Origin of the sequence: Agrococcus sp. DT81.2 (genome assembly GCF_049844935.1) — a bacterium.
Taxonomy (GTDB): domain Bacteria; phylum Actinomycetota; class Actinomycetes; order Actinomycetales; family Microbacteriaceae; genus Agrococcus.
The window spans coordinates 134,078-154,412 of the sequence record NZ_JBNCLZ010000004.1; the positions used below are offsets into that span (position 1 = coordinate 134,078).

Sequence of the window (20,335 nt, forward strand, 5' to 3'; positions counted from 1 at the left end):
CCCGCTGTCAGACGCCGCCGAGCGCCTGCGCCTGCTCGACGAGCGAGACGATCATGGCGATGCCGGAGGCGGTCGCCGCGACGAGCCCGACGAGCGTCACGACGCCGAGCACGATGGCCCAGATCGCGAGCAGCCGGCCGTCCTCGCCCGTGCGGCGCAGCTGCGAGAGTGCGATCGCGCCGAGGATGATCGCGGCGATGCTGCCGAACCCCAGCAGGACGGTGGTCCCGGAGGCGGCGGCGGCGATGGCGAGCACCGCGAGCAGGTTCGTCTTCGGGCCCGGATGCGTGGGCGCGGCCCAGGCCTGCTGCTGCGGCTGAGCGGGCTGCGGCGGCTGCATCCCCCAGCCCTGCTGCCATGCGGTCGCGCTCATGCCTGCCCCTTCGTCGCTCTTCGACACCGATCCTGCCAGGTCGGCCTGTGCATCCGCCCCCGGGTTGTACGCGCGCCGTGGGCCTCAGACCACCTGGACGGTGCTCGCGTCGAGGGTCGACTCCGCCGCGAACCCGGGCGAGCTCGGGGCGTCGCCGCGGGCGACGAGCATCGCGCCGACCGCCGCGATCATCGCGCCGTTGTCGGTGCACAGCTCGAGCGGCGGGATCCTCAGGCGCACGCCGGCGTCGGCGGCGCGCTGCTCGGCGACCTCGCGCAACCGCCGGTTCGCGACCACGCCGCCACCGAGCAGCAGTCGCGGGATGCCGTGCTCGGCGCACGCGTCGAGCGCCTTCGCCACGAGCACGTCGACGACCGCCTCGCGGAAGCTCGCCGCGACGTCGGCGACGGGGAGCGGCTCCCCCGCCGCCTCCGCCCGCTCGACGTGACGGGCGACGGCGGTCTTGAGTCCCGAGAACGAGAAGTCCCAGCGGTGCCGGTCGCGGTCCTTCGGCGCGGTGAGGCCGCGCGGGAAGCGGATCGCCTGCGCATCGCCGTCGGCGGCCGCGCGATCGATCGAGGGCCCGCCGGGGTAGCTGAGGCCGAGCAGCCTTGCCGTCTTGTCGAACGCCTCGCCCGCGGCGTCGTCGATCGTCTCGCCGAGCAGCTCGACATCACCGGCGAGGTCGCGCACCAGCAGCAGCGACGTGTGCCCCCCGGAGACGAGCAGCGCGATCGTCGGCAGCTCGAGCGGCTCGCCCGAGAGCACGTCGGCGGCGACGTGCCCGACGAGGTGGTTGACGCCGTAGAGCGGCAGCTCGCGCGCCGTCGCGAGGCCCTTCGCCGCGCCGATCCCGACCATGAGCGCGCCGGCGAGGCCGGGCCCCGCCGTCACCGCGACCGCGTCGATGTCGTCGAGCGTCATGCCTGCGTCGGCGAGCGCGGCCCGGATGGTGGACTCCATCGCCTCGAGGTGCGCGCGCGCGGCGATCTCGGGCACGACGCCGCCGAAGCGCGCGTGCAGGTCCATGGAGGAGGCGATCCGGTTCGCCAGCAGCTCGGTGCCGCGCACGATCCCGACGCCCGTCTCGTCGCAGCTCGTCTCGATGCCGAGCACGACCGGCGCGCTCCCGCCCCGAGCGTGCCCGCCTCCCGCCTGCCCGCTCACGGCTGCTCCGTCCGCTTCATGACGACCGCGTCGACGTCCTCGGGCTGGTAGTAGCGCGGGCGCACGCCGATCTCCTCGAAGCCGACCGACGCGTAGAGGCCGCGAGCGACGTCGTTGTCGGCCCGCACCTCGAGGAACAGCTCGCGCACGCCGCGCCTGCTGGCCTCGGCGAGCAGCTCGGCGAGCAGGGCCCTGCCGATGCCGCGACCGCGCGCGCCCTCGGCGACCGCGATCGTCTGCACGTCCCCCTCGACGCCGACGGCGCGCAGCCCCGCGTAGCCGAGCGCACGGCCGTCGCCGTCGACCGCGATGATGTACCGGCCCCACTCGCTCGCGATCTCGGCCTGCATCGTCCCGCGCTCCCAAGCGCTCGCCGGGAACGACGCCTGCTCGAGCGCCATCACGGCGTCGAGGTCGCTGTCGGTCGCGGTGCGGATGCGGACGCCGGCGCCTCCTGGCTCGATCATCGCTGGCTCACCCGCTTCGGACCGGTCGACGGCGTCGCGTCGGCGTCCCGCAGGTAGAGCGCCTGCTGCACCTCGCGGGCGCCGCGGGCGGCCGCGCCGGCGAGCAGCGCCGCATCGATGGCGTCGGCGTCGATGCGCGGCACGAGCGCGTGCTCGCCGGTGGGCGACGGCACCGCGTCGGCGGGCGCCAGGTGCGGGCCGTCGGCGACCGCGCCGTCGACCACGACGCTCCATGCGCGCTCGCGGCGTCGCACATCCGTCGTCACCTGCGCCGTGCCGTCGGTCACGCCCGCGTGGCTCGCGATCCCGCGGCACGGCACGCCGAGCCCGAGCGCGACGGCGCGCGCGGCGGCGATGCCGACCCGGAGGCCGGTGAACGCGCCCGGCCCCATGCCCGCGACCACGAGCTCGATGCGGTCGCGGCGGCCCTCGAGGGCGCGCGACAGCATGCCGCCGAGGTGCTCGGCGTGGCGGCGCGTGTCGGCGGCGTGCTCGCGGAAGACCACCGCGTCGCCGTCGACGACGGCGACCGCCGTGCCGAGCGAGGTGTCGATCGCGAGGATCACGCGGGGCTCCCGTCGGTGCTCAAGGTGGATGCCGCGGATGCGCGTGCGAGCGAACGGACGCGGGCGGCGTCCCAATCCTGCCCGTGCCCGCGCAGCCGCACGAATCGCGGCGCGTCCTCGTCGTCGTCGCCGGTGTCGGCGCCCCGCTCGAGCTCGACGCGCAGCCACGAGTCGAGGGCGTGCTCGAGCGGCGCGCCCCACTCGGCGACCGTGATGGCGCCCTCGAGGTCGAGGTCGAGGTCGTCGAGCGCCGCCTCGTCGCCCTCGAGCCGCTCGTCGAGCAGCCGGTACGCGTCGACGTGCTGCAGGTCGGGGCCGGCGGCGGTGCGGTGCGTGCGCGCGATCACGAACGTCGGGCTCTGCACGGTGCCGCGAGCGCCGAGCGCGCGTCCGATGCCGCGGGTGAGGGTGGTCTTGCCGGCGCCGAGCGGCCCGACGAGCAGCACGGCGTCGCCGGCGCGGAGCACGCCGCCGATGCGCTCCCCCAGCGCCTCCATGGCGTCGGTGTCGGGCACGACGCCCGCGACCTCCACCGCGACGCGCGGCCCGATCATGCCGGTGAGCTCGGGGGCGGAGGCGTGCTCGAGCGCGACCGGGTCGCCCACGCTGGCCTGCTGGTCGCCGATGTCGAGCACGACCTGATCCATCGCGACGCGACCGCGAATGGGCTGCGCGACGCCGCCGAGCGTGACGGGCCTGCCGGTCGCGGCGCGGGTGACGCCGTCGGCGTAGCCGGCGCCGACGAGCGCGAGCGTCGTCTCGGTGGCCGTGACGTGCTCGCCGCCGTAGGAGACGCCGAGGCCCGGCTCGACGCGCTTCACGCCGACGACCTCCGCGAGCAGCCGGCGCGGCTCGCCGTCCAGGCCGAGCTCGAGCACCCGCCGCGGGGCGAGCGCGGGGCCCGCGGCGACGACGCCCGCGCCCCGGCCGGCCCCGGCCATCCGGGTCACGACCTCGTAGCCGATCGTGCCCGCGGCCGCAGCCCATGCGTCGGCGCTCGGCTCGTCCCGCGCTGGATCGCCCCACAGCACGCCCTCGCCGCTGAGCGCCGGTGCGATGCGCACAGAGCACGGGTCCACGGCGACGACGCGCGCAGCCTGCCCGCCGACGACGACCGGCGCGCCGATCGCGGGCAGCAGCCCGTCGTCGAGGCCCGCGGTCGCGACGCCGCCGGCGAAGCCGACCAGGACACGCATCGCCGGCACGAGCCCGAGCGCGGCGGCTCCCGCGCCGTCGCCCGCGGCGGGGCCGAGCGGATCGATCCCGTAGGCCGCCATGCCGATGCGCACCATGTCGAAGCGCGCCTCGGGCAGGCCGAGCGCCGCCGCGGACGCCGCGAGGTGCCGCACCTCGAGGCCGAGCGGTGCCGCCGCCTCGAGCGCCGCCGCGAAGTCGCGCACCTGCGCGAGGTCGGCGTCGCGGCCCGAACCCGCGAGGTGCGACATCGCGCCGCGGATGCGGGCGCCGCCATCAGCGAGCGCGATCGCGCGCTCGATGGCGGCGGCGCGGTCGCCGCGCGCGATGCCGTTGCGGCCGAGGCCCGTGTCGAGCTTGAGGTGGATCGTGGCGCCCGCGTCGGCGGCCGCCTCAAGCTGCGCGATCGAGCTCACGGCGACCTCGACGCCGTGGCGGGCCGCGACGCGGAAGTCGACACCCGGCCCGTGCAGCCACGCGAGCAGCGGTGCGTCGATGCCGGCCTCGCGCAGCGCGACGGCCTCGGCGAGGTCGACGACGCCCAGCATCGCGGCGCCGCCGTCGAGCATGGCGCGCGCGGAGAGGAGCGCGCCGTGACCGTAGCCGGCGGCCTTCACGACGCCGCACACGGGCACGCCGACGCGCGCCGCGAGCGAGCGGACGTTCGCCGCGATCGCGGCGGGGTCGACCTCGACGCGCATCAGGACTCCGCGATGACCGTCGCGGTCGCGATGCCGCCGTCGTGGCTCATCGACACGTGCAGCCGGGCGGCGCCGATCGCCGCCGCGCGCTCGACGGCGCTGCCGCGCAGCTCCAGCGACGGCTCACCGCCAGGCCCCTGCACGACGACGAGGTCGACCCAGCGCATGCCGGCGTTCGCGCCGAGCGCCTTGAGCGCGGCCTCCTTCGCCGCGAACCGCGCGGCGAGCGAGTGCACGGAGCGCTCGCGGCCGTCCACGACGAGCTCGTCGGGCGCGAACAGCCGCTCCTTGAGCCGCGGCGTGCGGGTGACGGCGCGCTCGAAGCGGGCGACGTCGACGACGTCGACGCCGAGCCCCACGATCACGACCGCAGCCAGACGCTCACGCTCGACCCCGGCCCGCTCATCCGCAGCCCAGCAGGCTCACTCGACCGTGACCGACTTCGCCAGGTTGCGGGGCTGGTCGACGTCGAGGCCCTTCGCGGTGGCGAGCTCGAGCGCGAAGATGTGCAGCGGCACGACCTGCAGCACCGGCTCGAGCATCGGCAGCGTGAGCGGCACGCGCAGCACGACGTCGGCGTACGGCAGCACCGCGGCGTCGCCCACCTCGGCGACCGCGATCACACGGGCACCGCGAGCACGGATCTCCTGGATGTTCGAGACGATCTTCGAGTGCAGCAGCGGCTCGTTGCGCGGGCTCGGCACGACGACGAAGACGACCTGGCCAGGCTCGATGAGCGCGATCGGGCCGTGCTTGAGCTCGCCGCCCGCGAAGCCCTCCGCGTGGATGTAGCTGATCTCCTTGAGCTTCAGCGCGCCCTCCAGCGCCACCGGGTACCCGACGTGGCGACCCAGGAACAGCACCGAGCGGGTGTCGCTCATCCAGTGCGCGAGCTCGTGCACCGACTCCTGGTGCGCGAGCACCTCCCGCAGCTCGTCGGGCAGCTCGCGCATCTCGGCGACGATCTCGGCGATCGCGTCGTCGGTCATCGTGCCGCGCAGCTTCGCCAGGTGGAGGCCGAACAGCAGCTGGCCGATGACCTGCGCGAGGAACGCCTTCGTCGACGCGACGGCGACCTCGGGGCCCGCGTGCGTGTAGAGCACCGCCTCCGACTCGCGAGGGATCGTCGCGCCCTGCGTGTTGCAGATCGAGAGCGTGCGAGCGCCCCGCGACGCCGCGTGCTGCACGGCCATCTTCGTGTCCATCGTCTCGCCGGACTGCGAGATCGAGATGACGAGCGTGTGCTCGTCGAGCATCGGGTCGCGGTAGCGGAACTCGTGCGCGAGGTCGACCTCGACAGGCACGCGCGCCCACGTCTCGATCGCGTACTTGCCGACCATCGCGGAGTAGGCGGCGGTGCCGCACGCGACGATCACGATGCGGTGGATGCCGCGCAGCACGTCGGCGTCGAGCACGCCGAGGTCGAGGTCGACGCCTCGCTCGGTGAGGCGGCCGCGCATGGTGTTCTCGACCGCGACCGGTCCCTCGGAGACCTCCTTGGCCATGAACGACGACCAGCCGCCCTTGTCGGCGGCCGACGAGTCCCAGTCGACCTCGAAGCGCTTGGGCTCCGACGGGTTGCCGTCGAAGTCGGTGACGGATGCGCTGTCGGCGGTGATGGTGACGATCTGGTCGTTGTCGAGGGCCGCGGCGCTCGGCGTGAACTTCACGAACGCGCTCACATCGCTGCCGAGGAAGTGCTCGCCCTCGCCGTAGCCGACGAGCAGCGGGGAGTTGTGCGAGGCGCCGACCACGACGCCCGGCTGCTCCGCGTGCATCGCGAGCAGCGTGAACTGGCCCTCGAGCCGGCCGACGGTGCGCTGCATCGCGTCGGTGAGGTCGCCGGTCTCGCGGTAGGCGCGGCCGAGCAGCTTGGCCGCGGCCTCGGTGTCGGTCTCGCTCGCGAAGGCCTCGCCGTCGGCCTCGAGCTCGGCGCGCAGGGCGGCGAAGTTCTCGATGATGCCGTTGTGGATGAGCGACAGCTTGCCGTCGTCGCCCAGGTGCGGGTGCGCGTTCTCGTCGGTGGGTCCGCCGTGGGTGGCCCAGCGGGTGTGCCCGATGCCGGTCGCCGAGGCGGGCAGCGGCGCGTCCTCGAGGCTCGAGCGGAGCACGGCGAGCTTGCCGCCCTTCTTGCGCAGCGCGATGCTCTCGCCGTCGATGACGGACACCCCCGCGCTGTCGTAACCGCGGTACTCCAGTCGGCTCAGACCTTCGAGCAGCACCTCGACGGTGCCACGGTCACCGGTATAGCCAACGATTCCACACATGGGCTCGATCCTAGCGGCGATAGGCTCGCCACCGATGTCGCACCCGATCCAGTCGCCCTTCGTCGAGATCGAGCGTGCCGATTGGGCGCGCCTCGCCCCCCGCATGCCGAACCCCCTCACGGAGGAGGAGGTGCGGCGGCTGCGCGGCACGGGCGACCGGCTCGAGCTGCGCGAGGTCGCGGAGGTCTACCTGCCGCTGTCCCGGCTCGTGAGCCTCTACCAGGAGTCCGCCGCGCGGCTGCACCGCGAGACGACCGCCTTCCTCGGCGGCACCGCGCAGCCGACGCCCTTCGTCATCGGCGTCGCCGGCTCGGTGGCCGTCGGCAAGTCGACCACCGCGCGGCTGCTGAAGGAGCTGCTGCGCCGCTGGGAGGGCTCCCCCAAGGTCGACCTGCTCACGACCGACGGCTTCCTGCACCCGAACCGGGTGCTCGAGGAGCGCGGGCTGATGGACCGCAAGGGCTTCCCGGAGTCGTACGACCGGCGGGCGCTGCTCGGCTTCGTCTCGCGGGTGAAGTCGGGCGAGGCCGAGGTGCGGGCGCCCGTCTACTCGCACCTGACGTACGACATCGTGCCCGGCGAGGAGGTCGTCATCCGCCGGCCCGACATCCTCATCGTCGAGGGCCTCAACGTGCTGCAGCCGCCGCCGACGTCCGGTTCCCACCTCGCGGTCTCGGACCTGTTCGACTTCTCGATCTTCGTGGACGCCCGCACGAGCGCGATCCGGGAGTGGTACGTCGAGCGGTTCTTCGCGCTGAAGGCGAGCGCCTTCCAGGATCCGCAGTCGTACTTCCACCGCTTCGCGGACATGTCCGACGCGAAGGCGCGGGCGTACTCGCAGGACGTGTGGGACTCCATCAACGGCCCGAACCTGGTCGAGCACATCCTGCCGACGCGGCCGCGCGCCGACCTGGTGCTGCGGAAGGCGGACGACCACACCATCCGGTCGGTCCTGCTGCGCAAGGTTTGAGCGCGCAGGACGCAATGCCGCGGAGCGGCGTTGCGCCCGGAGCGCTCAAGGTCGAGTAGCACGCCGCGCAGCGGCGCGCGTACCGAGACCTGCGCCGCCCCGAGCGCTCAAGGTCGAGCAGCTCGCCGCGCAGCGGCGCGCGTGCCAGGACCTCTCGAGGCAACCTACGGCCCCGGCACTCCTTCGACCGCGTTGGGGGATGCGATGGCCGCCGCCGTACCGGCGGAGCGCGGCCGCTCGACCTGTCCCAGGCGCACGAGCACCACCCCCGCGATGATCGCGGCGGCGCCGATCCACTGCATGCCCGAGGGCAGGATCCACAGCAGCACCGCCGTCCAGAGGATGCCGAACATCGGCTCGGAGTAGCCGACGAAGCTCGCGAGCGTCGCGCCGAGCCGACGGCCGCCCAGGATGCCGAGCACGTAGGCGGAGGCCGTCGCGATGAGCACCAGCAGCAGCAGCACGACCCCGGCGGGCACGGTCTGCCCGGCGAGCACGACCGGCGCGTCGGTCGCCGCGAACGGCAGGATGCCGGTCGCCGAGGCGATGCCGAGCACGAGCGCGCCCACCACGAGCCCGAGGCCCGCGAGCGCGATGGGAGGCAGCTCCGAGTCCGCCTTCGAGGCGGCGACCCAGTAGGCGGCATTGCCGACCGCGGCGCCGAGCGCGAGGAGCACGCCGAGCGGGTGCAGCGCCTCACCGCCGATGCCCGAGATGAGCGCGAGACCGACGAGCGCGACGCCCGCTCCGGCGAGCGTGAGCGCCGCGGGCGCCCGTCTCGTCACGGCCCAGCCGAAGAAGACGAGCAGCACCGGCCCGAGGAATTCGATGAGGAGCGCGAGCGAGGGCTCGATGTAGGCGACGGCGCTGAAGAACGCGAGCTGGCAGAGGGCCACGGCCATGAGCCCCAGCAGCAGCACCTCCTTCCACGACCGCAGCACCGCGCCCCAGCGGCCGCGCAGCAGCCACAGCGTGGGAGCGAGCAGCACGAGCGCGGCGCCTGCGATGCGCACGGTCGTGACGGCGCCCGCGGTCCAGCCGCTCGCGAGCAGCGCCGAGGCGAAGATGCCCGAGAGGCCGAACGACGCCGAGCTCGCGAGCGCGAACGCGAACCCGAGGGGACGACGAGAGTGCATGGGCGGCTCACAGCGGTGCGAAGGGCTACGATCGTGCTCACCACGGCGGGCACGCAGTCATGACCGTTGGCCCTGACAGTTCGTGAGCCTAATCGAGGAAGACCCGTGTCGCTGCCGTACCCCCGCGAGCTGATGCGATCGCTGGAGTTCAGCGCGGAGCTGTGCAACCGGCGCCGCGAGGGGCTGCTCACGACCGCAGCGAGCCTCCGCGACCTGTGCGCGACCTGGACGTTCCCGGGAGCGGGCGCACTGTCGAAGGCGGATGCGGATGCGACCTGGTCGCACCTGGGCACGATCGAGGCGCTCTGGGACCAGGATCGCGACGCCGTCGCCGTCATGGTCAACCGCATCTTCAGCGAGGCGGGCGCTCGCCCCCACCTCGTGCGCCACGACGGGCTCGACTGGCACCTGCACGGCCTGCCCGCGGAGGCACCGATCGCGGACGCGATCGTGGTGAATGCCGCCATGGCGTTCATCGACCTCGTGCGCGCCGACGACACCGCTCGCTGCAAGCGCTGCGGCGACGACCGGTGCGAGCGGATGTTCTTCGACCAGTCGCGCAACCGGTCGCGGCGGTTCTGCTCCACCACCTGCCAGTCGCGCACGAACGTGGCCGCGTTCCGGGCGCGTCACTCCTAGCGCAAACACGCACACGCGCTCCGAGGTCTCGGCGTGGCACTCTTGTCCACCATGACGACGACCACGTCCTCCGCACCGGTCCCCTCCACGAGGCTCAAGCAGGGCATCACGACCCTGCTGCTGTTCTTCTTCATCGTCGGCGACACCCTCGGCGCCGGCATCTACACGCTCGTCGGCTCGATGGCGCAGGACGTGGGCGGGGCGATCTGGATCCCGCTGATCCTCGCGCTCGTGCTCGCGCTGCTCACCGCCGGCACCTACGCCGAGCTGATCACGAAGTACCCGCATGCCGGCGGTGCTGCGCGCTTCGCCGAGCGTGCGTTCGACAAGCCGTACGTGACCTTCCTCATCGGCTGGCTCATGATCGCCTCCGGGATCACGACCTCCGCCGCGCTCGCGAACGCGTTCGCCGGCGACTACCTCCAGGCCCTCGTGCCGGATGTGCCGTCGATCCCCGTGACGCTCGTGTTCATCGCGCTCCTCGTGCTCATCAGCATCCGCGGCGTGCGGGAGTCGCTCATGGCCAACGTCGGCGCGACGCTCATCGAGATGACAGGACTCATCATCATCATCGCGGTGGCCGCGATCGTCTTCGGCTCCGGTGGCGGCGATCCGACGCGCCTCACGACCTTCGCGGAGGGCGTGCCGCCGATCTCGGGCGCCTTCGCCGCGACGATCACCGCGTTCTTCTCGTTCCTCGGCTTCGAGGCCGCCGCGAACATGGCCGAGGAGGTCAAGGACCCGAGCCGCTCGTACCCGCGCGCGCTGTTCGGCGCCATCCTCACCGCGGCGGTCGTCTACCTGCTCATCGCGATCGGCGCGGCCGTCGTCGTGCCGCTCGACCAGCTCGCGACCTCCGAGGGGCCGCTGCTCGAGGTCATCGACGCGTCCGGCCTCGCCTTCCCGCCGTGGCTGTTCGCGATCATCGCGCTCGTCGCGATCGGCAACGGTGCCCTGCTGTTCCTCGTGATGGCCTCCCGCGCCACCTACGGCCTCGCCGAGGCGAAGCTGCTGCCGAAGGCGTTCGGTGCGGTGCTGAGCATCCGCCGCACCCCGTGGGTCGCGATCGTGGTCGTCGGCGCGGTGACGATGGTGATGTCGTTCGTCGGCGACGTCGGCACGCTCGCCGACACGACGGTGCTGCTGCTCGTGCTCGTGTTCATCTCGGCGAACGTGTCGGTGCTCGTGCTGAAGAAGGACAAGGTCGCCCACAAGCACTTCACCGCGCCCCGCATCGTGTCGGTGCTCGCGCTCATCGCCTCGGTCGCGCTGCTGACGCAGCAGGGCGCGCAGACGTGGCTGATCGCCGGCGGCTACGTCGTCGTCGGCACCGTGCTGTTCCTCATCGCCCGCGCCGCCCGTCGCCGCGAGCACCGCGCCGGCACCGCCGACCCCACCAACACGAGCATCCCGCTCGGCTAGGCCGCCGCCCCGCATGACGGCAGCGGCCGCCGCCCCTCGGGGCGGCGGCCGCTGTCGTGGATGCGAGTGGTCAGGCGGTGACGGACAGCTCGCGACGCACGAGCGCCGCGAGCTCCTCGGCGATCGTCCGCGCCACGTGGCGCTCCTGCGCCTCCACCATCACGCGCACCATCTTCTCGGTGCCGGAGGGGCGCAGCAGCACGCGGCCGTCGGAGCCGAGCTCCGCCTCCGCCCTCGCCACGGCGTCCGCGATCGGCTGGTTGCCGCGCAGCCCGAGCCGGTCGACGCCGGAGACGTTGACGAGCACCTGCGGGTAGACCGTCATGACGGATGCGAGCTCGGCGAGCGAGCGCCCGCTGCGCACCATCTCAGCGGCGATCTGCAGGCCCGTGAGGATCCCGTCGCCGGTGGTGGCGTGGTCGGAGAAGATGATGTGCCCGGACTGCTCGCCGCCGAGCGAGAGCCCGTACTCGCCGAGCGCCTCGAGCACGTAGCGGTCGCCGACCGCGGTCTGCACGAGGGCGATGCCGTGCTCGTCCATCGCGACCTTGAGGCCGAGGTTCGACATCACGGTCGCCACCAGGGTGTCCTGCGCGAGCCGACCGCGGCGCTTCTGCGCGACCGCCAGCAGCGCCATGATCTGGTCGCCGTCGACGACGCTCCCGTTCGCATCGATCGCGAGGCAGCGGTCGGCGTCGCCGTCGTGGGCGATGCCGAAGTCGGCGCCCGAGGAGCGCACGAGCTCGCGCAGCTGCTCGAGGTGCGTCGAGCCGACCTCGCGGTTGATGTTAATCCCGTCCGGGTCGTTGCCCATGATGGTGACCTTCGCGCCCGCGTCGGCGAACGCGCGCGGGCTCACGCCGGCCGCCGCGCCGTGCGCGCAGTCGAGCGCGACGTGCAGGCCCGCGAGGCTCACGTCGAGCGTGCCGAGCAGGTGCACGAGGTAGCGGTCCTCCGCGTCGGAGAACCGGTGCACCGTGCCGACCTCGGCCCCGATCGGCCGCAGCGGCGTCGCCGTCAGCGCGAGCTCGATCTCGTCCTCGATCGCGTCGGGCAGCTTGCGGCCGCCGGTCGCGAAGAACTTGATGCCGTTGTCGGGCGCCGGGTTGTGCGACGCAGACACCATCACGCCGAAGTCGGCGCCGATGTCGGCGACGAGGAACGCTGCCGCGGGCGTCGGGATGACGCCGGCGTCGAGCACGTCGACGCCGCTCGACGCGAGACCGGCCGAGACGGCGGCGGTGATGAACTCGCCGGAGATGCGCGGATCACGTGCCACGACGGCGACAGGGCGCCGCCCCTCCTGCCGGGCTGTTCGCCCGAGCACGAGAGCGGCGCCCTGCGCCAGCGCCAACGCCGATTCTGCCGTGATGTCGAGACCCGCGAGGCCCCGTACGCCATCCGTGCCGAAGAGGCGCGACATCGATCAGCGCTTCGAGTACTGGGGCGCCTTGCGAGCCTTCTTGAGACCGGCCTTCTTGCGCTCGATGACGCGAGCGTCGCGCGAGAGGAAGCCGGCCTTCTTGAGCTCCGGTCGGTTGTTCTCGACGTCGATCTCGTTGAGCGCACGAGCGATGCCGAGGCGCAGCGCGCCGGCCTGGCCGGAGGGGCCGCCGCCCGAGATGCGGGCGATCACGTCGTAGCTGCCCGCGAGCTCGAGGAGCGTGAACGGGTCGTTGATGAGCTGCTGGTGCAGCTTGTTCGGGAAGTACTCCTCGAGCGTGCGGCCGTTCACGGTGAACGAGCCGGAGCCGGGAGCGAGGCGCACGCGGGCGATGGCCTGCTTGCGGCGACCGACGGCCTGGCCGCCGATGTTGACGACGCGGGGGGCCTTGGGAGCCTCAGCCGCGGGCGTCTCGGTCGAGAAGCTCTCGGGAGCCTCGATGGAGTCTGCGATCTTCGCCATGTCTGATTCTCCTCGCGCCCTACTGGGCGACCTGGTCGAACGTGTAGGGGGTCGGCTGCTGCGCCGCGTGCGGGTGCTGCGGGCCTGCGTAGACCTTCAGCTTCTTGATCTGGGCGCGGCCGAGCGCGTTCTTCGGCAGCATGCCGCGGATCGCCTTCTCGACGGTGCGGACCGGGTAGCGGTCGAGCATCTCCTCGTAGCCGACGGCCTTGAGGCCGCCCGGGTAGCCGGAGTGACGGTAGGCCACCTTCTTGGCGAGCTTCTGCCCCGTGAGCGCCACCTTCTCGGCGTTCACGATGATGACGAAGTCGCCCATGTCCATGTGGGGGGCGAACGTCGGCTTGTGCTTGCCCCGGAGCATGGCAGCCGCGTGGCTGGCCAGGCGGCCGAGGACCACGTCGGTGGCGTCGATGACGATCCAGTCGTGCTGGACGTCACTCGCCTTGGGCGAGTAGGTGCGAGTCATTGGTGCCTCACTGATCGAATGGATGGTCGTGAATCCCACTCCGAGGTGTTCTGCGCCGCGATGCGACGGAACGATCCGGTGGAGGGCTCATTCGGGCACGCACAGGCTGCACGCACCAAGGATCGATCCTAGCCTCGATCCGACCGCCCGGTCAATCGGACGGCGTGTCACCGATCGATCGCGGGGGTCGCGCCGCTCCGCGTCCGTTCCCGCGTGGGCCGAGGGCATCCTCAGCCCGGAGCGGAATCCGACCGCCGGCGCTCGCCGTGCTGGGACAATGGACGGACATGACTACGCACGGCATCATCTTCGACCTCGACGGCACGCTCACCGACTCCAAGGAGGGGCTGCTCGCGAGCCTCCGCCACATGCACGAGGCGGTCGGGTGGGCGCAGCCGAGCGACGAGGAGCTGCTGCGCTGGCTCGGCCCGCCGCTCGTGACCGTGCTCGCCGAGACGGGCAGGACACCCGAGGAGATCGCCGTCGCGCTCACCGCGTTCCGCGCGCGCATGGCGGACGGCGGCCTCGTCGACTCGACCCTCTACCCCGGCGTCGACCGCCTGGTCGCCGACCTCGACGCGGCCGGCAGGCCGCTCGCGGTCGCGACGCACAAGATCCAGCGCGACGCCGAGACCGTCGTCGAGCACTACGCGATGCGCCACCGCTTCCGCGGCGTGCACGGCCGCGTCGACGGCGAGGCCGGCCACTCGAAGGCTCCGGTCATCGCCCGCGCGATGGCGTCGCTCGGCATGCGCCCGGATGAGGTCGTCATGGTGGGCGACCGCATCAACGACATCGCATCGGCCCGGGAGCTCGGCGTGCGCTCGATCGGCGTCTCGTACGGCTACGGCGGCCACGACGAGCTCGCCGCGGCCGGCGCCGACCTGATCGTCGACTCGGTCGACGAGCTCCGCGAGGCGCTCGCAGCCTGACCCGGCGCGCGCGGTTCAGTCCTCGAGGTCGTCGGCGGAGCGGCGCGCCCTCGTCCGCTCCGCCTGCTCCGCGAGCTCGTCGTCGGGCGGATAGCCGACCTCGACGAGCGTGAGCCCGCGGGCGGGCATGAGCCCCGTGAGCGGCGAGCGCCGGCGCTCGTCGAGCAGGGCAGCCGCGCGGGCGAGCCCGAGCCTGCCCTCCCCCACCCGCACGCACGCGGCGACCAGCGCCCGCACCATGGAGTGGCAGAACGCGTCGGCGGTGAGCGACGCCGTCAGCAGCTGGCCTTCCTGCGCCCACGAGAAGGAGCGCAGCTCGCGGATCGTGGTGGCGCCCTCCCGCGGCTTGCAGAAGGCGGCGAAGTCGCGCAGCCCCACGAGCGCCTCGGCGGAGCGGCGCATCGCGTCGACATCGAGCGGCTGCGGCACGTGCGCGGCGGTGCGCCGCTCGAGCGGATCCGCCGGCCCGGTCACGATCCGGTACCGGTACGAGCGCGAGACCGCCGAGAACCGCGCATCGAAGCCGGGCGGCGCGACCGCCGCCGCACGCACGACGAGGTCGCCCTCGGGGGCGGCGAGGCGGGAGAGCCGGTGTGCGAGCTGCGGTCCGCGGTCGGCGACGAGCCCCGCGAGCGCGTCCGGCACATCGGCGTGCGAGACCTGCCCGCTCGCGTGCACGCCCGCATCCGTGCGGCCCGCGACCGTCACGCGCACCGGCTCGCGAGCGATCGTCGAGAGTGCCCGCTCGAGCTCTCCCTGGCACGTGCGCTGCCCGGGCTGCGCCGCCCAGCCGGCGAAGCCGCCGCCGTCGTACGCGAGGTCGAGGCGGATGCGCGGCATGCAGCAACCCTATGCATGCGGCATCCCGGCGCCCGCCGTTGACGCCACGTCGAGGTCGGCTCGCTAGCCTCGCCGCATGCCCACGCACCCACAGCCCATCGAGGACTACGCCGTGATCGGCGACCGCTCCACCGCCGCGCTCGTCGGTCGCGACGGCTCGATCGACTGGCTGTGCCTGCCGCACTTCGACTCGCACGCGTGCTTCGCCGCCCTCCTCGGCGACCGCGAGCACGGGCACTGGCGCATCGGCCCGACCGGCGAGGCATCCACCACGCGGCGGTACCTGCCGGGCAGCCTCGTGCTCGAGACGACGCACGAGACGGCGACCGGCACGGTGCGCGTGACCGACGCGATGCCGACGGGCGACGACCGCGCCGACGTCGTGCGCATCATCGAGGGCGTCTCCGGCACCGTCGAGCTCGAGCAGGAGCTCGTGGTGCGGTTCGACTACGGCCGCGTGCCGCCGTGGTTCCGGCGGATGCGCGAGCACGGCGAGGAGGTGCTCGTCGCGATCGCGGGCCCCGACCGGCTCGTGCTGCGGGGGGCGCCGCTGCCGCGGTCGCACACGCACCCGCACCGGCACCACGCGACGTTCGAGGTGCGCGAGGGCGAGCGGTTCGAGCTCGACCTGTGCTGGCAGCACTCGTGGCTGCCGATCGCGGAGCCGGTCGGCGAGCTCGAGGTCGTGCGCACGACGATCGCCGAGTCGTCCGAGTGGCTCGAGGCGCTCGACTACGAGGGTCCCTACCTCGAGGCGGTGCAGACGAGCGTGCTCGTGCTCCGCTCCCTCACCGATGACGCGACCGGCGGCATCCTCGCCGCGCCGACGACGTCGCTGCCGGAGACGCCGGGCGGGGAGCGCAACTGGGACTACCGGTTCACGTGGCTGCGCGACGCATCCCTCACCGTCGACGCGATGCTCGCCGTGCGGCTCGACGAGAAGGTCGACCTGTGGCGCGACTGGCTCCTGCGCGCGATCGCCGGCGACCCGTCCGACATGCGCATCATGTACCGCCGCGACGGTGGCCGCGACCTGCTGGAGCGCGAGCTGCGCCACCTGCCCGGCTACGGCGGCGCGAGCCCTGTGCGCATCGGCAACGGCGCGGCTGGGCAGCGCCAGCACGACGTTCTCGGCCAGGTGATGCTCACGCTCGAGCGGCTGCGCGCGATCGGGCGCGCGGACACCCTCGACGCCTGGCATCTGCAGCGGGCGCTGCTCGACGAGCTCGCGACGCACTGGGAGCAGCCGGATCACGGGCTCTGGGAGATGCGCGGCGAGCCGCAGCGGTTCACGCACTCGCGCGCCATGATGTGGGCGGCGTTCGACTGCGGCGTGCGCGCGATCGAGGAGGGCTGCGAGGGAGACCCGACCCGCTGGATCGAGCTGCGGGATGCGCTGCGCGACGAGGTGCTCACGCACGGCTTCGATGCCTCGACCGGCTCGTTCCGTCAGCACTACGGCACGAGCGACGTGGACGCGTCGCTGCTGCAGCTGCCGACCATCGGCATCGTCGACGCCAGCGATCCGCGCTTCCTCGGCACCGTCGCCCGGATCGAGCAGGAGCTGCTCGTCGACGGGCTGCCGCTGCGGTACCGCACGACGGGCCTCGACGGGCTGACGGGCGACGAGCATCCGTTCGTGCTGTGCGCCTTCTGGCTCGTCATCGCCTACGCCCAGTGCGGCCGGCTCGACGACGCCCGAGCCCTCATGGATCGACTCGTCGCGCTGCGCAACGACGTGGGACTCCTCGCCGAGGAGATCGATCCGACGACGGGCCACCACTGGGGCAACTTCCCGCAGGCGTTCTCGCACCTCGGGCTCGTGCTCGCTGCGACCGAGATCGCGAGGGCGGAGCGCACGAGCGTCTGAGTCCGCCGCGCATGCAGGAAGGGGCCCCGCTGGTGCGGGGCCCCTTCGCGCATGCGTGCTCGCGACTACAGGTTGTCGCGGCCCTGCTGCTGCTCGGTCCGGGTCGCGGCGATCTCGCCGTCGTCCTGCGTGTTGACCGTCGCGGCGTTCGAGGCCTCCGCGGCGGACTGGTCCGCCTGCAGGTCGGCCTGCTGCGCCTCGGTGCCGTCAGCGTCCGTGCCGTCAGCACCGGCGATGACCGGCGCCTCGACGCCCTCGACCTCGGGCGTCTCGTCGGCTGCCTCGGCGACCTGCTCCGCGGTCCGCTTGGCCTCCTCGGCCTGCTGGTCGGCGGCGGCCGACGTCGCGGCAGCGGAGGCCTTCGACTTCGAGGCCTTCTTCTGCACCGGCTCGAGCACGAGCTCGATCTGCGCCATGGGGGCGTTGTCGCCCTTGCGGAAGCCGAGCTTCGTGATGCGGGTGTAGCCGCCCTCGCGCTCCGCGACGAGCGGCGCGATCTCCGTGAACAGCTCGTGCACGACGCCCTTGTCGCCGATCACGCCGAGCACGCGACGACGCGCGTGCAGGTCGCCGCGCTTGGCGAACGTGATGAGGCGCTCAGCGATCGGACGCAGGCGCTTGGCCTTCGTCTCGGTCGTCTTGATCGACTTGTGCGTGAACAGCGCGGCCGCGAGGTTCGCGAGCAGCAGGCGCTCGTGCGCCGGACCGCCTCCGAGGCGGGGACCCTTGGTGGGCTTGGGCATGGTTCGTATCCCTCTAGTTCTTCAGTCGGCCCGCGTTCAGCGAGCGTCCTCGTCGTAACCGCTGTAGAAGTGCGCGCCGTCGAAGCCGGGCACCGCATCCTTGAGCGAGAGGCCGAGCTCGGTGAGCTTGTCCTTCACCTCGTCGACCGACTTCTGGCCGAAGTTGCGGATGTTCATGAGCTGCGTCTCGCTCAGCGCCACGAGCTCGGACACCGTGTTGATGCCCTCGCGCTTGAGGCAGTTGTACGAGCGGACCGAGAGGTCGAGCTCCTCGATCGGCGTGGCGAGCTCGCCAGAGCCGATGGCCTCGGCGGGCGCCTGGCCGATCTCGATGCCCTCGGCCTCGGCGTTCAGGTCGCGCGTCAGGCCGAACAGCTCGACGAGCGTGCGGCCGGCGGATGCGATGGCGTCGCGCGGCGTGATGGCCGGCTTCGCCTCGACGTCGACGACCAGCGAGTCGAAGTCGGTGCGCTCACCGGCACGCGTCGCCTCGACGCGGTAGGTGACCTTGAGCACGGGCGAGTAGATCGAGTCGATCGGGATGACCCCGGCCTCGGCGAACTCGTCGCGGTTCTGCGCAGCCGAGACGTAGCCGCGGCCACGCTCGATCGTGAGCTCGAGCTGCAGCTTCGCCGAGTCGTTCAGCGTCGCGAGCACCAGCTCGGGGTTGTGGATCTCGACACCGGCGGGAGCCGTGATGTCGGCGGCCGTCACCGTGCCCGCGCCCTGGCGCGAGAGGTAGGCGACGACGGGCTCGTCGTGCTCGGACGAGACGACGAGCTGCTTGATGTTGAGGATCATCTCGGTGACGTCCTCCTTGACACCGGAGATCGTCGAGAACTCGTGCAGCACGCCATCGAGGCGGATGCTCGTGACGGCGGCGCCCGGGATCGACGACAGCAGGGTGCGGCGGAGGGAGTTGCCGAGGGTGTAGCCGAAGCCCGGCTCGAGCGGCTCGATCGTGAATCGCGAGCGGTGCTCTGCGATGATCTCCTCGGTGACAGTGGGGCGCTGGGCGATCAGCACGTGTCGGTTCCTTTCGGTCGCGAGTCCGCTATATGACTCGCGTGTTCAGTGACGGCGGAATGCCGGGCAGGCGTGGACCGCCTGCCCGGCAGGAGCGACTAGTTGCGGCGCGGCTTCGGCGGGCGAACGCCGTTGTGCGCCTGCGGCGTCACGTCGTGGATCGCGCCGATCTCGAGGCCAGCGGCCTGGAGGGAGCGGATCGCCGTCTCGCGGCCAGAGCCTGCGCCCTTGACGAAGACGTCGACCTTCTTCATGCCGTGGTCCTGCGCCTGACGCGCAGCCGACTCAGCAGCGAGCTGAGCGGCGTACGGCGTCGACTTGCGCGAGCCCTTCATGCCGACCGCACCGCCCGACGCCTGCGTGAGCACGGCGCCCGTGATGTCGGTGATCGAGACGATCGTGTTGTTGAACGTCGACTTGATGTGGGCCTGGCCCACGGCGACGTTCTTCTTGTCCTTGCGACGCGGCTTGCGGACCGCGGACTTGGGAGCTGCCATTGTTCTCTACCTCTTCCCCGCGGCCTAGCGGCCGGCCTTCTTCTTGCCGGCGACCGTCTGCTTCTTGCCCTTGCGAGTGCGCGCGTTCGTCTTGGTGCGCTGCCCGCGGACGGGGAGGCCGCGACGGTGGCGGATGCCCTCGTACGAGCCGATCTCGACCTTGCGGCGGATGTCTGACGCGACCTCGCGACGGAGGTCGCCCTCCACCTTGAACGTGCCCTCGATGTGGTCGCGGAGCAGGACGAGCTGGTCGTCCGACAGGTCCTTGACGCGAGTGTTGCGATCGATGCCGGTGGCCTCGAGCGTTGCGATCGACCGGGTGCGGCCGACGCCGAAGATGTACGTCAGTGCGATCTCCACGCGCTTCTCGCGCGGGATGTCGACACCTGCGATGCGTGCCATCGTGTGTCTCCTTCAGGAGTGTTGAGAGGTATGGAGCAGCGGAGGTGCCTGGGCCTCTCCCCAAGGTGTCGCTCTCGCATGAGAGCTCTTACCGCTGCTGGGGTTCCCCTCCCGGTGCTCGAGCTATCGAGACCAGGAGGTTCGTATTGAGTTGTGTCTGCTCCGTCTGGGACGGCGAGATCTCGATACGCGCGCGCCTTCGGCGCGTGCTACTCGATCCTGATGCCTCCGCGCTCAACGCGACTCCGTCGCATTGAGCGCTGCGGCATCAGCCCTGCCGCTGCTTGTGGCGGGGGTTCTCGCAGATCACCATCACGCGACCGTGCCGGCGGATGACCTTGCACTTGTCGCAGATGGGCTTGACGCTGGGGTTGACCTTCATGTGTGCTTTCCTCGCTGGCCTCGTGCTCGCGCGAGTGCGCGAGCCGTTCCTTGTCCAGCAGCCAGTGGTTACTTGTAGCGGTAGACGATGCGGCCGCGGCTGAGGTCGTAGGGGCTCAGCTCCACGATCACTCGGTCTTCCTGGAGGATGCGGATGTAGTTCTGCCGCATCTTGCCGGAGATGTGTGCGAGCACCACGTGCCCGTTCGAGAGCTCGACGCGGAACATCGCGTTGGGGAGCGCCTCGATCACCGAGCCTTCGATCTCGATGACGCCGTCTTTCTTGGCCATAGCCTCTTCTGTAACGTTTGGTTGCCGGTCATGCGAGTGCCGCGCACAGAGCGCGCACGACACCAACGGTCAACTCTAC

Annotated in this window: 23 protein-coding genes; 5 read left to right on the plus strand and 18 right to left on the minus strand. The window is 72.2% G+C overall.

Annotated features, from left to right (window positions below):
• Nucleotides 1-7: 7 nt before the first annotated feature.
• The 7 genes from ACLQ21_RS09250 to glmS form a co-directional block, all read right to left on the minus strand.
• The gene (locus tag ACLQ21_RS09250) at nucleotides 8-373 is read right to left on the minus strand and encodes a DUF4190 domain-containing protein (protein WP_425663045.1); all 366 of its coding nucleotides are present in this window, start codon (nucleotides 371-373) and stop codon (nucleotides 8-10) included.
• Nucleotides 374-457: 84 nt separating this feature from the next.
• On the minus strand, nucleotides 458-1,540 hold the full coding sequence (tsaD, locus tag ACLQ21_RS09255; protein ID WP_425663047.1) for a tRNA (adenosine(37)-N6)-threonylcarbamoyltransferase complex transferase subunit TsaD: 1,083 nt from the start codon (nucleotides 1,538-1,540) through the stop codon (nucleotides 458-460).
• Nucleotides 1,537-2,007 (minus strand): ribosomal protein S18-alanine N-acetyltransferase, encoded by a 471-nt coding sequence (gene rimI, locus ACLQ21_RS09260; protein WP_425663049.1) that lies wholly within the window; start codon nucleotides 2,005-2,007, stop codon nucleotides 1,537-1,539. The genes tsaD and rimI overlap by 4 nt, the downstream gene beginning before the upstream one ends.
• Nucleotides 2,004-2,573, minus strand: coding sequence for a tRNA (adenosine(37)-N6)-threonylcarbamoyltransferase complex dimerization subunit type 1 TsaB (gene tsaB, locus ACLQ21_RS09265; RefSeq protein WP_425663050.1), 570 nt, complete (start codon nucleotides 2,571-2,573; stop codon nucleotides 2,004-2,006). Before tsaB ends, rimI begins: the two co-directional genes overlap by 4 nt.
• Nucleotides 2,570-4,468: a tRNA (adenosine(37)-N6)-threonylcarbamoyltransferase complex ATPase subunit type 1 TsaE gene (gene tsaE, locus ACLQ21_RS09270; protein WP_425663052.1), complete on the minus strand. Its 1,899-nt coding sequence runs from the start codon at nucleotides 4,466-4,468 to the stop codon at nucleotides 2,570-2,572. The genes tsaB and tsaE overlap by 4 nt, the downstream gene beginning before the upstream one ends.
• Nucleotides 4,468-4,833, minus strand: a complete 366-nt coding sequence (locus ACLQ21_RS09275; RefSeq protein ID WP_425663053.1) for a holo-ACP synthase — start codon at nucleotides 4,831-4,833, stop codon at nucleotides 4,468-4,470. Before ACLQ21_RS09275 ends, tsaE begins: the two co-directional genes overlap by 1 nt.
• A 57-nt stretch (nucleotides 4,834-4,890) precedes the next feature.
• Nucleotides 4,891-6,735 carry a glutamine--fructose-6-phosphate transaminase (isomerizing) gene (gene glmS, locus ACLQ21_RS09280; RefSeq protein ID WP_425663055.1) on the minus strand — a complete coding sequence of 615 codons (1,845 nt, stop codon included), beginning with the start codon at nucleotides 6,733-6,735 and terminating at the stop codon, nucleotides 4,891-4,893.
• A 34-nt stretch (nucleotides 6,736-6,769) separates the two neighbouring features.
• On the opposite strand from glmS, the gene coaA reads away from it, so the two are divergent.
• A complete protein-coding gene (gene coaA / locus ACLQ21_RS09285) occupies nucleotides 6,770-7,705 on the plus strand; it encodes a type I pantothenate kinase (RefSeq protein WP_425663057.1) in 936 nt (311 codons plus the stop codon).
• A 164-nt stretch (nucleotides 7,706-7,869) separates the two neighbouring features.
• Here the strand turns inward: coaA and ACLQ21_RS09290 are convergent, their stop codons facing one another.
• Entirely contained in the window at nucleotides 7,870-8,841 is a 972-nt protein-coding gene (locus ACLQ21_RS09290) for an EamA family transporter (RefSeq protein WP_425663059.1), read from the minus strand.
• Between the two features lie 105 nt (nucleotides 8,842-8,946).
• Here ACLQ21_RS09290 and ACLQ21_RS09295 point away from each other — a divergent pair, with 105 nt between their 5' ends.
• Together ACLQ21_RS09295 and ACLQ21_RS09300 are read left to right on the plus strand one after the other, a co-directional pair.
• Nucleotides 8,947-9,480 (plus strand): CGNR zinc finger domain-containing protein, encoded by a 534-nt coding sequence (locus tag ACLQ21_RS09295; RefSeq protein WP_425663061.1) that lies wholly within the window; start codon nucleotides 8,947-8,949, stop codon nucleotides 9,478-9,480.
• Nucleotides 9,481-9,531: 51 nt separating this feature from the next.
• A complete protein-coding gene (locus ACLQ21_RS09300) occupies nucleotides 9,532-10,902 on the plus strand; it encodes an APC family permease (RefSeq protein WP_425663062.1) in 1,371 nt (456 codons plus the stop codon).
• Nucleotides 10,903-10,972: 70 nt separating this feature from the next.
• Here ACLQ21_RS09300 and glmM read toward each other — a convergent pair whose 3' ends face one another.
• The 3 genes from glmM to rplM are packed head-to-tail and all read right to left on the minus strand — an operon-like array spanning nucleotide 10,973 to nucleotide 13,274.
• Nucleotides 10,973-12,325, minus strand: a complete 1,353-nt coding sequence (gene glmM / locus ACLQ21_RS09305) for a phosphoglucosamine mutase (protein ID WP_425663063.1) — start codon at nucleotides 12,323-12,325, stop codon at nucleotides 10,973-10,975.
• Nucleotides 12,326-12,328: 3 nt separating this feature from the next.
• Complete coding sequence (gene rpsI, locus ACLQ21_RS09310; protein WP_425663064.1) at nucleotides 12,329-12,808, minus strand: 30S ribosomal protein S9; 480 nt, start codon at nucleotides 12,806-12,808, stop codon at nucleotides 12,329-12,331.
• 19 nt (nucleotides 12,809-12,827) lie between these two features.
• On the minus strand, nucleotides 12,828-13,274 hold the full coding sequence (rplM, locus tag ACLQ21_RS09315) for a 50S ribosomal protein L13 (protein WP_425663066.1): 447 nt from the start codon (nucleotides 13,272-13,274) through the stop codon (nucleotides 12,828-12,830).
• Between the two features lie 287 nt (nucleotides 13,275-13,561).
• Between rplM and ACLQ21_RS09320 the strand changes: the two genes are divergently transcribed.
• Nucleotides 13,562-14,206 carry an HAD hydrolase-like protein gene (locus tag ACLQ21_RS09320; protein ID WP_425663068.1) on the plus strand — a complete coding sequence of 215 codons (645 nt, stop codon included), beginning with the start codon at nucleotides 13,562-13,564 and terminating at the stop codon, nucleotides 14,204-14,206.
• Between the two features lie 15 nt (nucleotides 14,207-14,221).
• On the opposite strand, the gene truA is transcribed toward ACLQ21_RS09320, so the two are convergent.
• A complete protein-coding gene (gene truA / locus ACLQ21_RS09325; protein ID WP_425663070.1) occupies nucleotides 14,222-15,046 on the minus strand; it encodes a tRNA pseudouridine(38-40) synthase TruA in 825 nt (274 codons plus the stop codon).
• Nucleotides 15,047-15,122: 76 nt separating this feature from the next.
• Between truA and ACLQ21_RS09330 the strand changes: the two genes are divergently transcribed.
• Entirely contained in the window at nucleotides 15,123-16,916 is a 1,794-nt protein-coding gene (locus tag ACLQ21_RS09330; RefSeq protein ID WP_425663072.1) for a glycoside hydrolase family 15 protein, read from the plus strand.
• A 65-nt stretch (nucleotides 16,917-16,981) separates the two neighbouring features.
• Here the strand turns inward: ACLQ21_RS09330 and rplQ are convergent, their stop codons facing one another.
• The 6 genes from rplQ to infA all read right to left on the minus strand — a co-directional run bounded on the left by rplQ (nucleotide 16,982) and on the right by infA (nucleotide 20,256).
• On the minus strand, nucleotides 16,982-17,659 hold the full coding sequence (gene rplQ / locus ACLQ21_RS09335; RefSeq protein WP_425663074.1) for a 50S ribosomal protein L17: 678 nt from the start codon (nucleotides 17,657-17,659) through the stop codon (nucleotides 16,982-16,984).
• 36 nt (nucleotides 17,660-17,695) lie between these two features.
• Entirely contained in the window at nucleotides 17,696-18,685 is a 990-nt protein-coding gene (locus tag ACLQ21_RS09340; protein WP_425663076.1) for a DNA-directed RNA polymerase subunit alpha, read from the minus strand.
• Nucleotides 18,686-18,783: 98 nt separating this feature from the next.
• A complete protein-coding gene (gene rpsK / locus ACLQ21_RS09345) occupies nucleotides 18,784-19,182 on the minus strand; it encodes a 30S ribosomal protein S11 (RefSeq protein ID WP_297344016.1) in 399 nt (132 codons plus the stop codon).
• A 24-nt stretch (nucleotides 19,183-19,206) separates the two neighbouring features.
• Nucleotides 19,207-19,584 carry a 30S ribosomal protein S13 gene (gene rpsM, locus ACLQ21_RS09350; RefSeq protein WP_425663078.1) on the minus strand — a complete coding sequence of 126 codons (378 nt, stop codon included), beginning with the start codon at nucleotides 19,582-19,584 and terminating at the stop codon, nucleotides 19,207-19,209.
• 268 nt (nucleotides 19,585-19,852) lie between these two features.
• The gene (gene rpmJ, locus ACLQ21_RS09355; RefSeq protein WP_004008316.1) at nucleotides 19,853-19,966 is read right to left on the minus strand and encodes a 50S ribosomal protein L36; all 114 of its coding nucleotides are present in this window, start codon (nucleotides 19,964-19,966) and stop codon (nucleotides 19,853-19,855) included.
• 68 nt (nucleotides 19,967-20,034) lie between these two features.
• Nucleotides 20,035-20,256 carry a translation initiation factor IF-1 gene (gene infA / locus ACLQ21_RS09360; RefSeq protein ID WP_123697078.1) on the minus strand — a complete coding sequence of 74 codons (222 nt, stop codon included), beginning with the start codon at nucleotides 20,254-20,256 and terminating at the stop codon, nucleotides 20,035-20,037.
• Nucleotides 20,257-20,335: the final 79 nt, after the last annotated feature.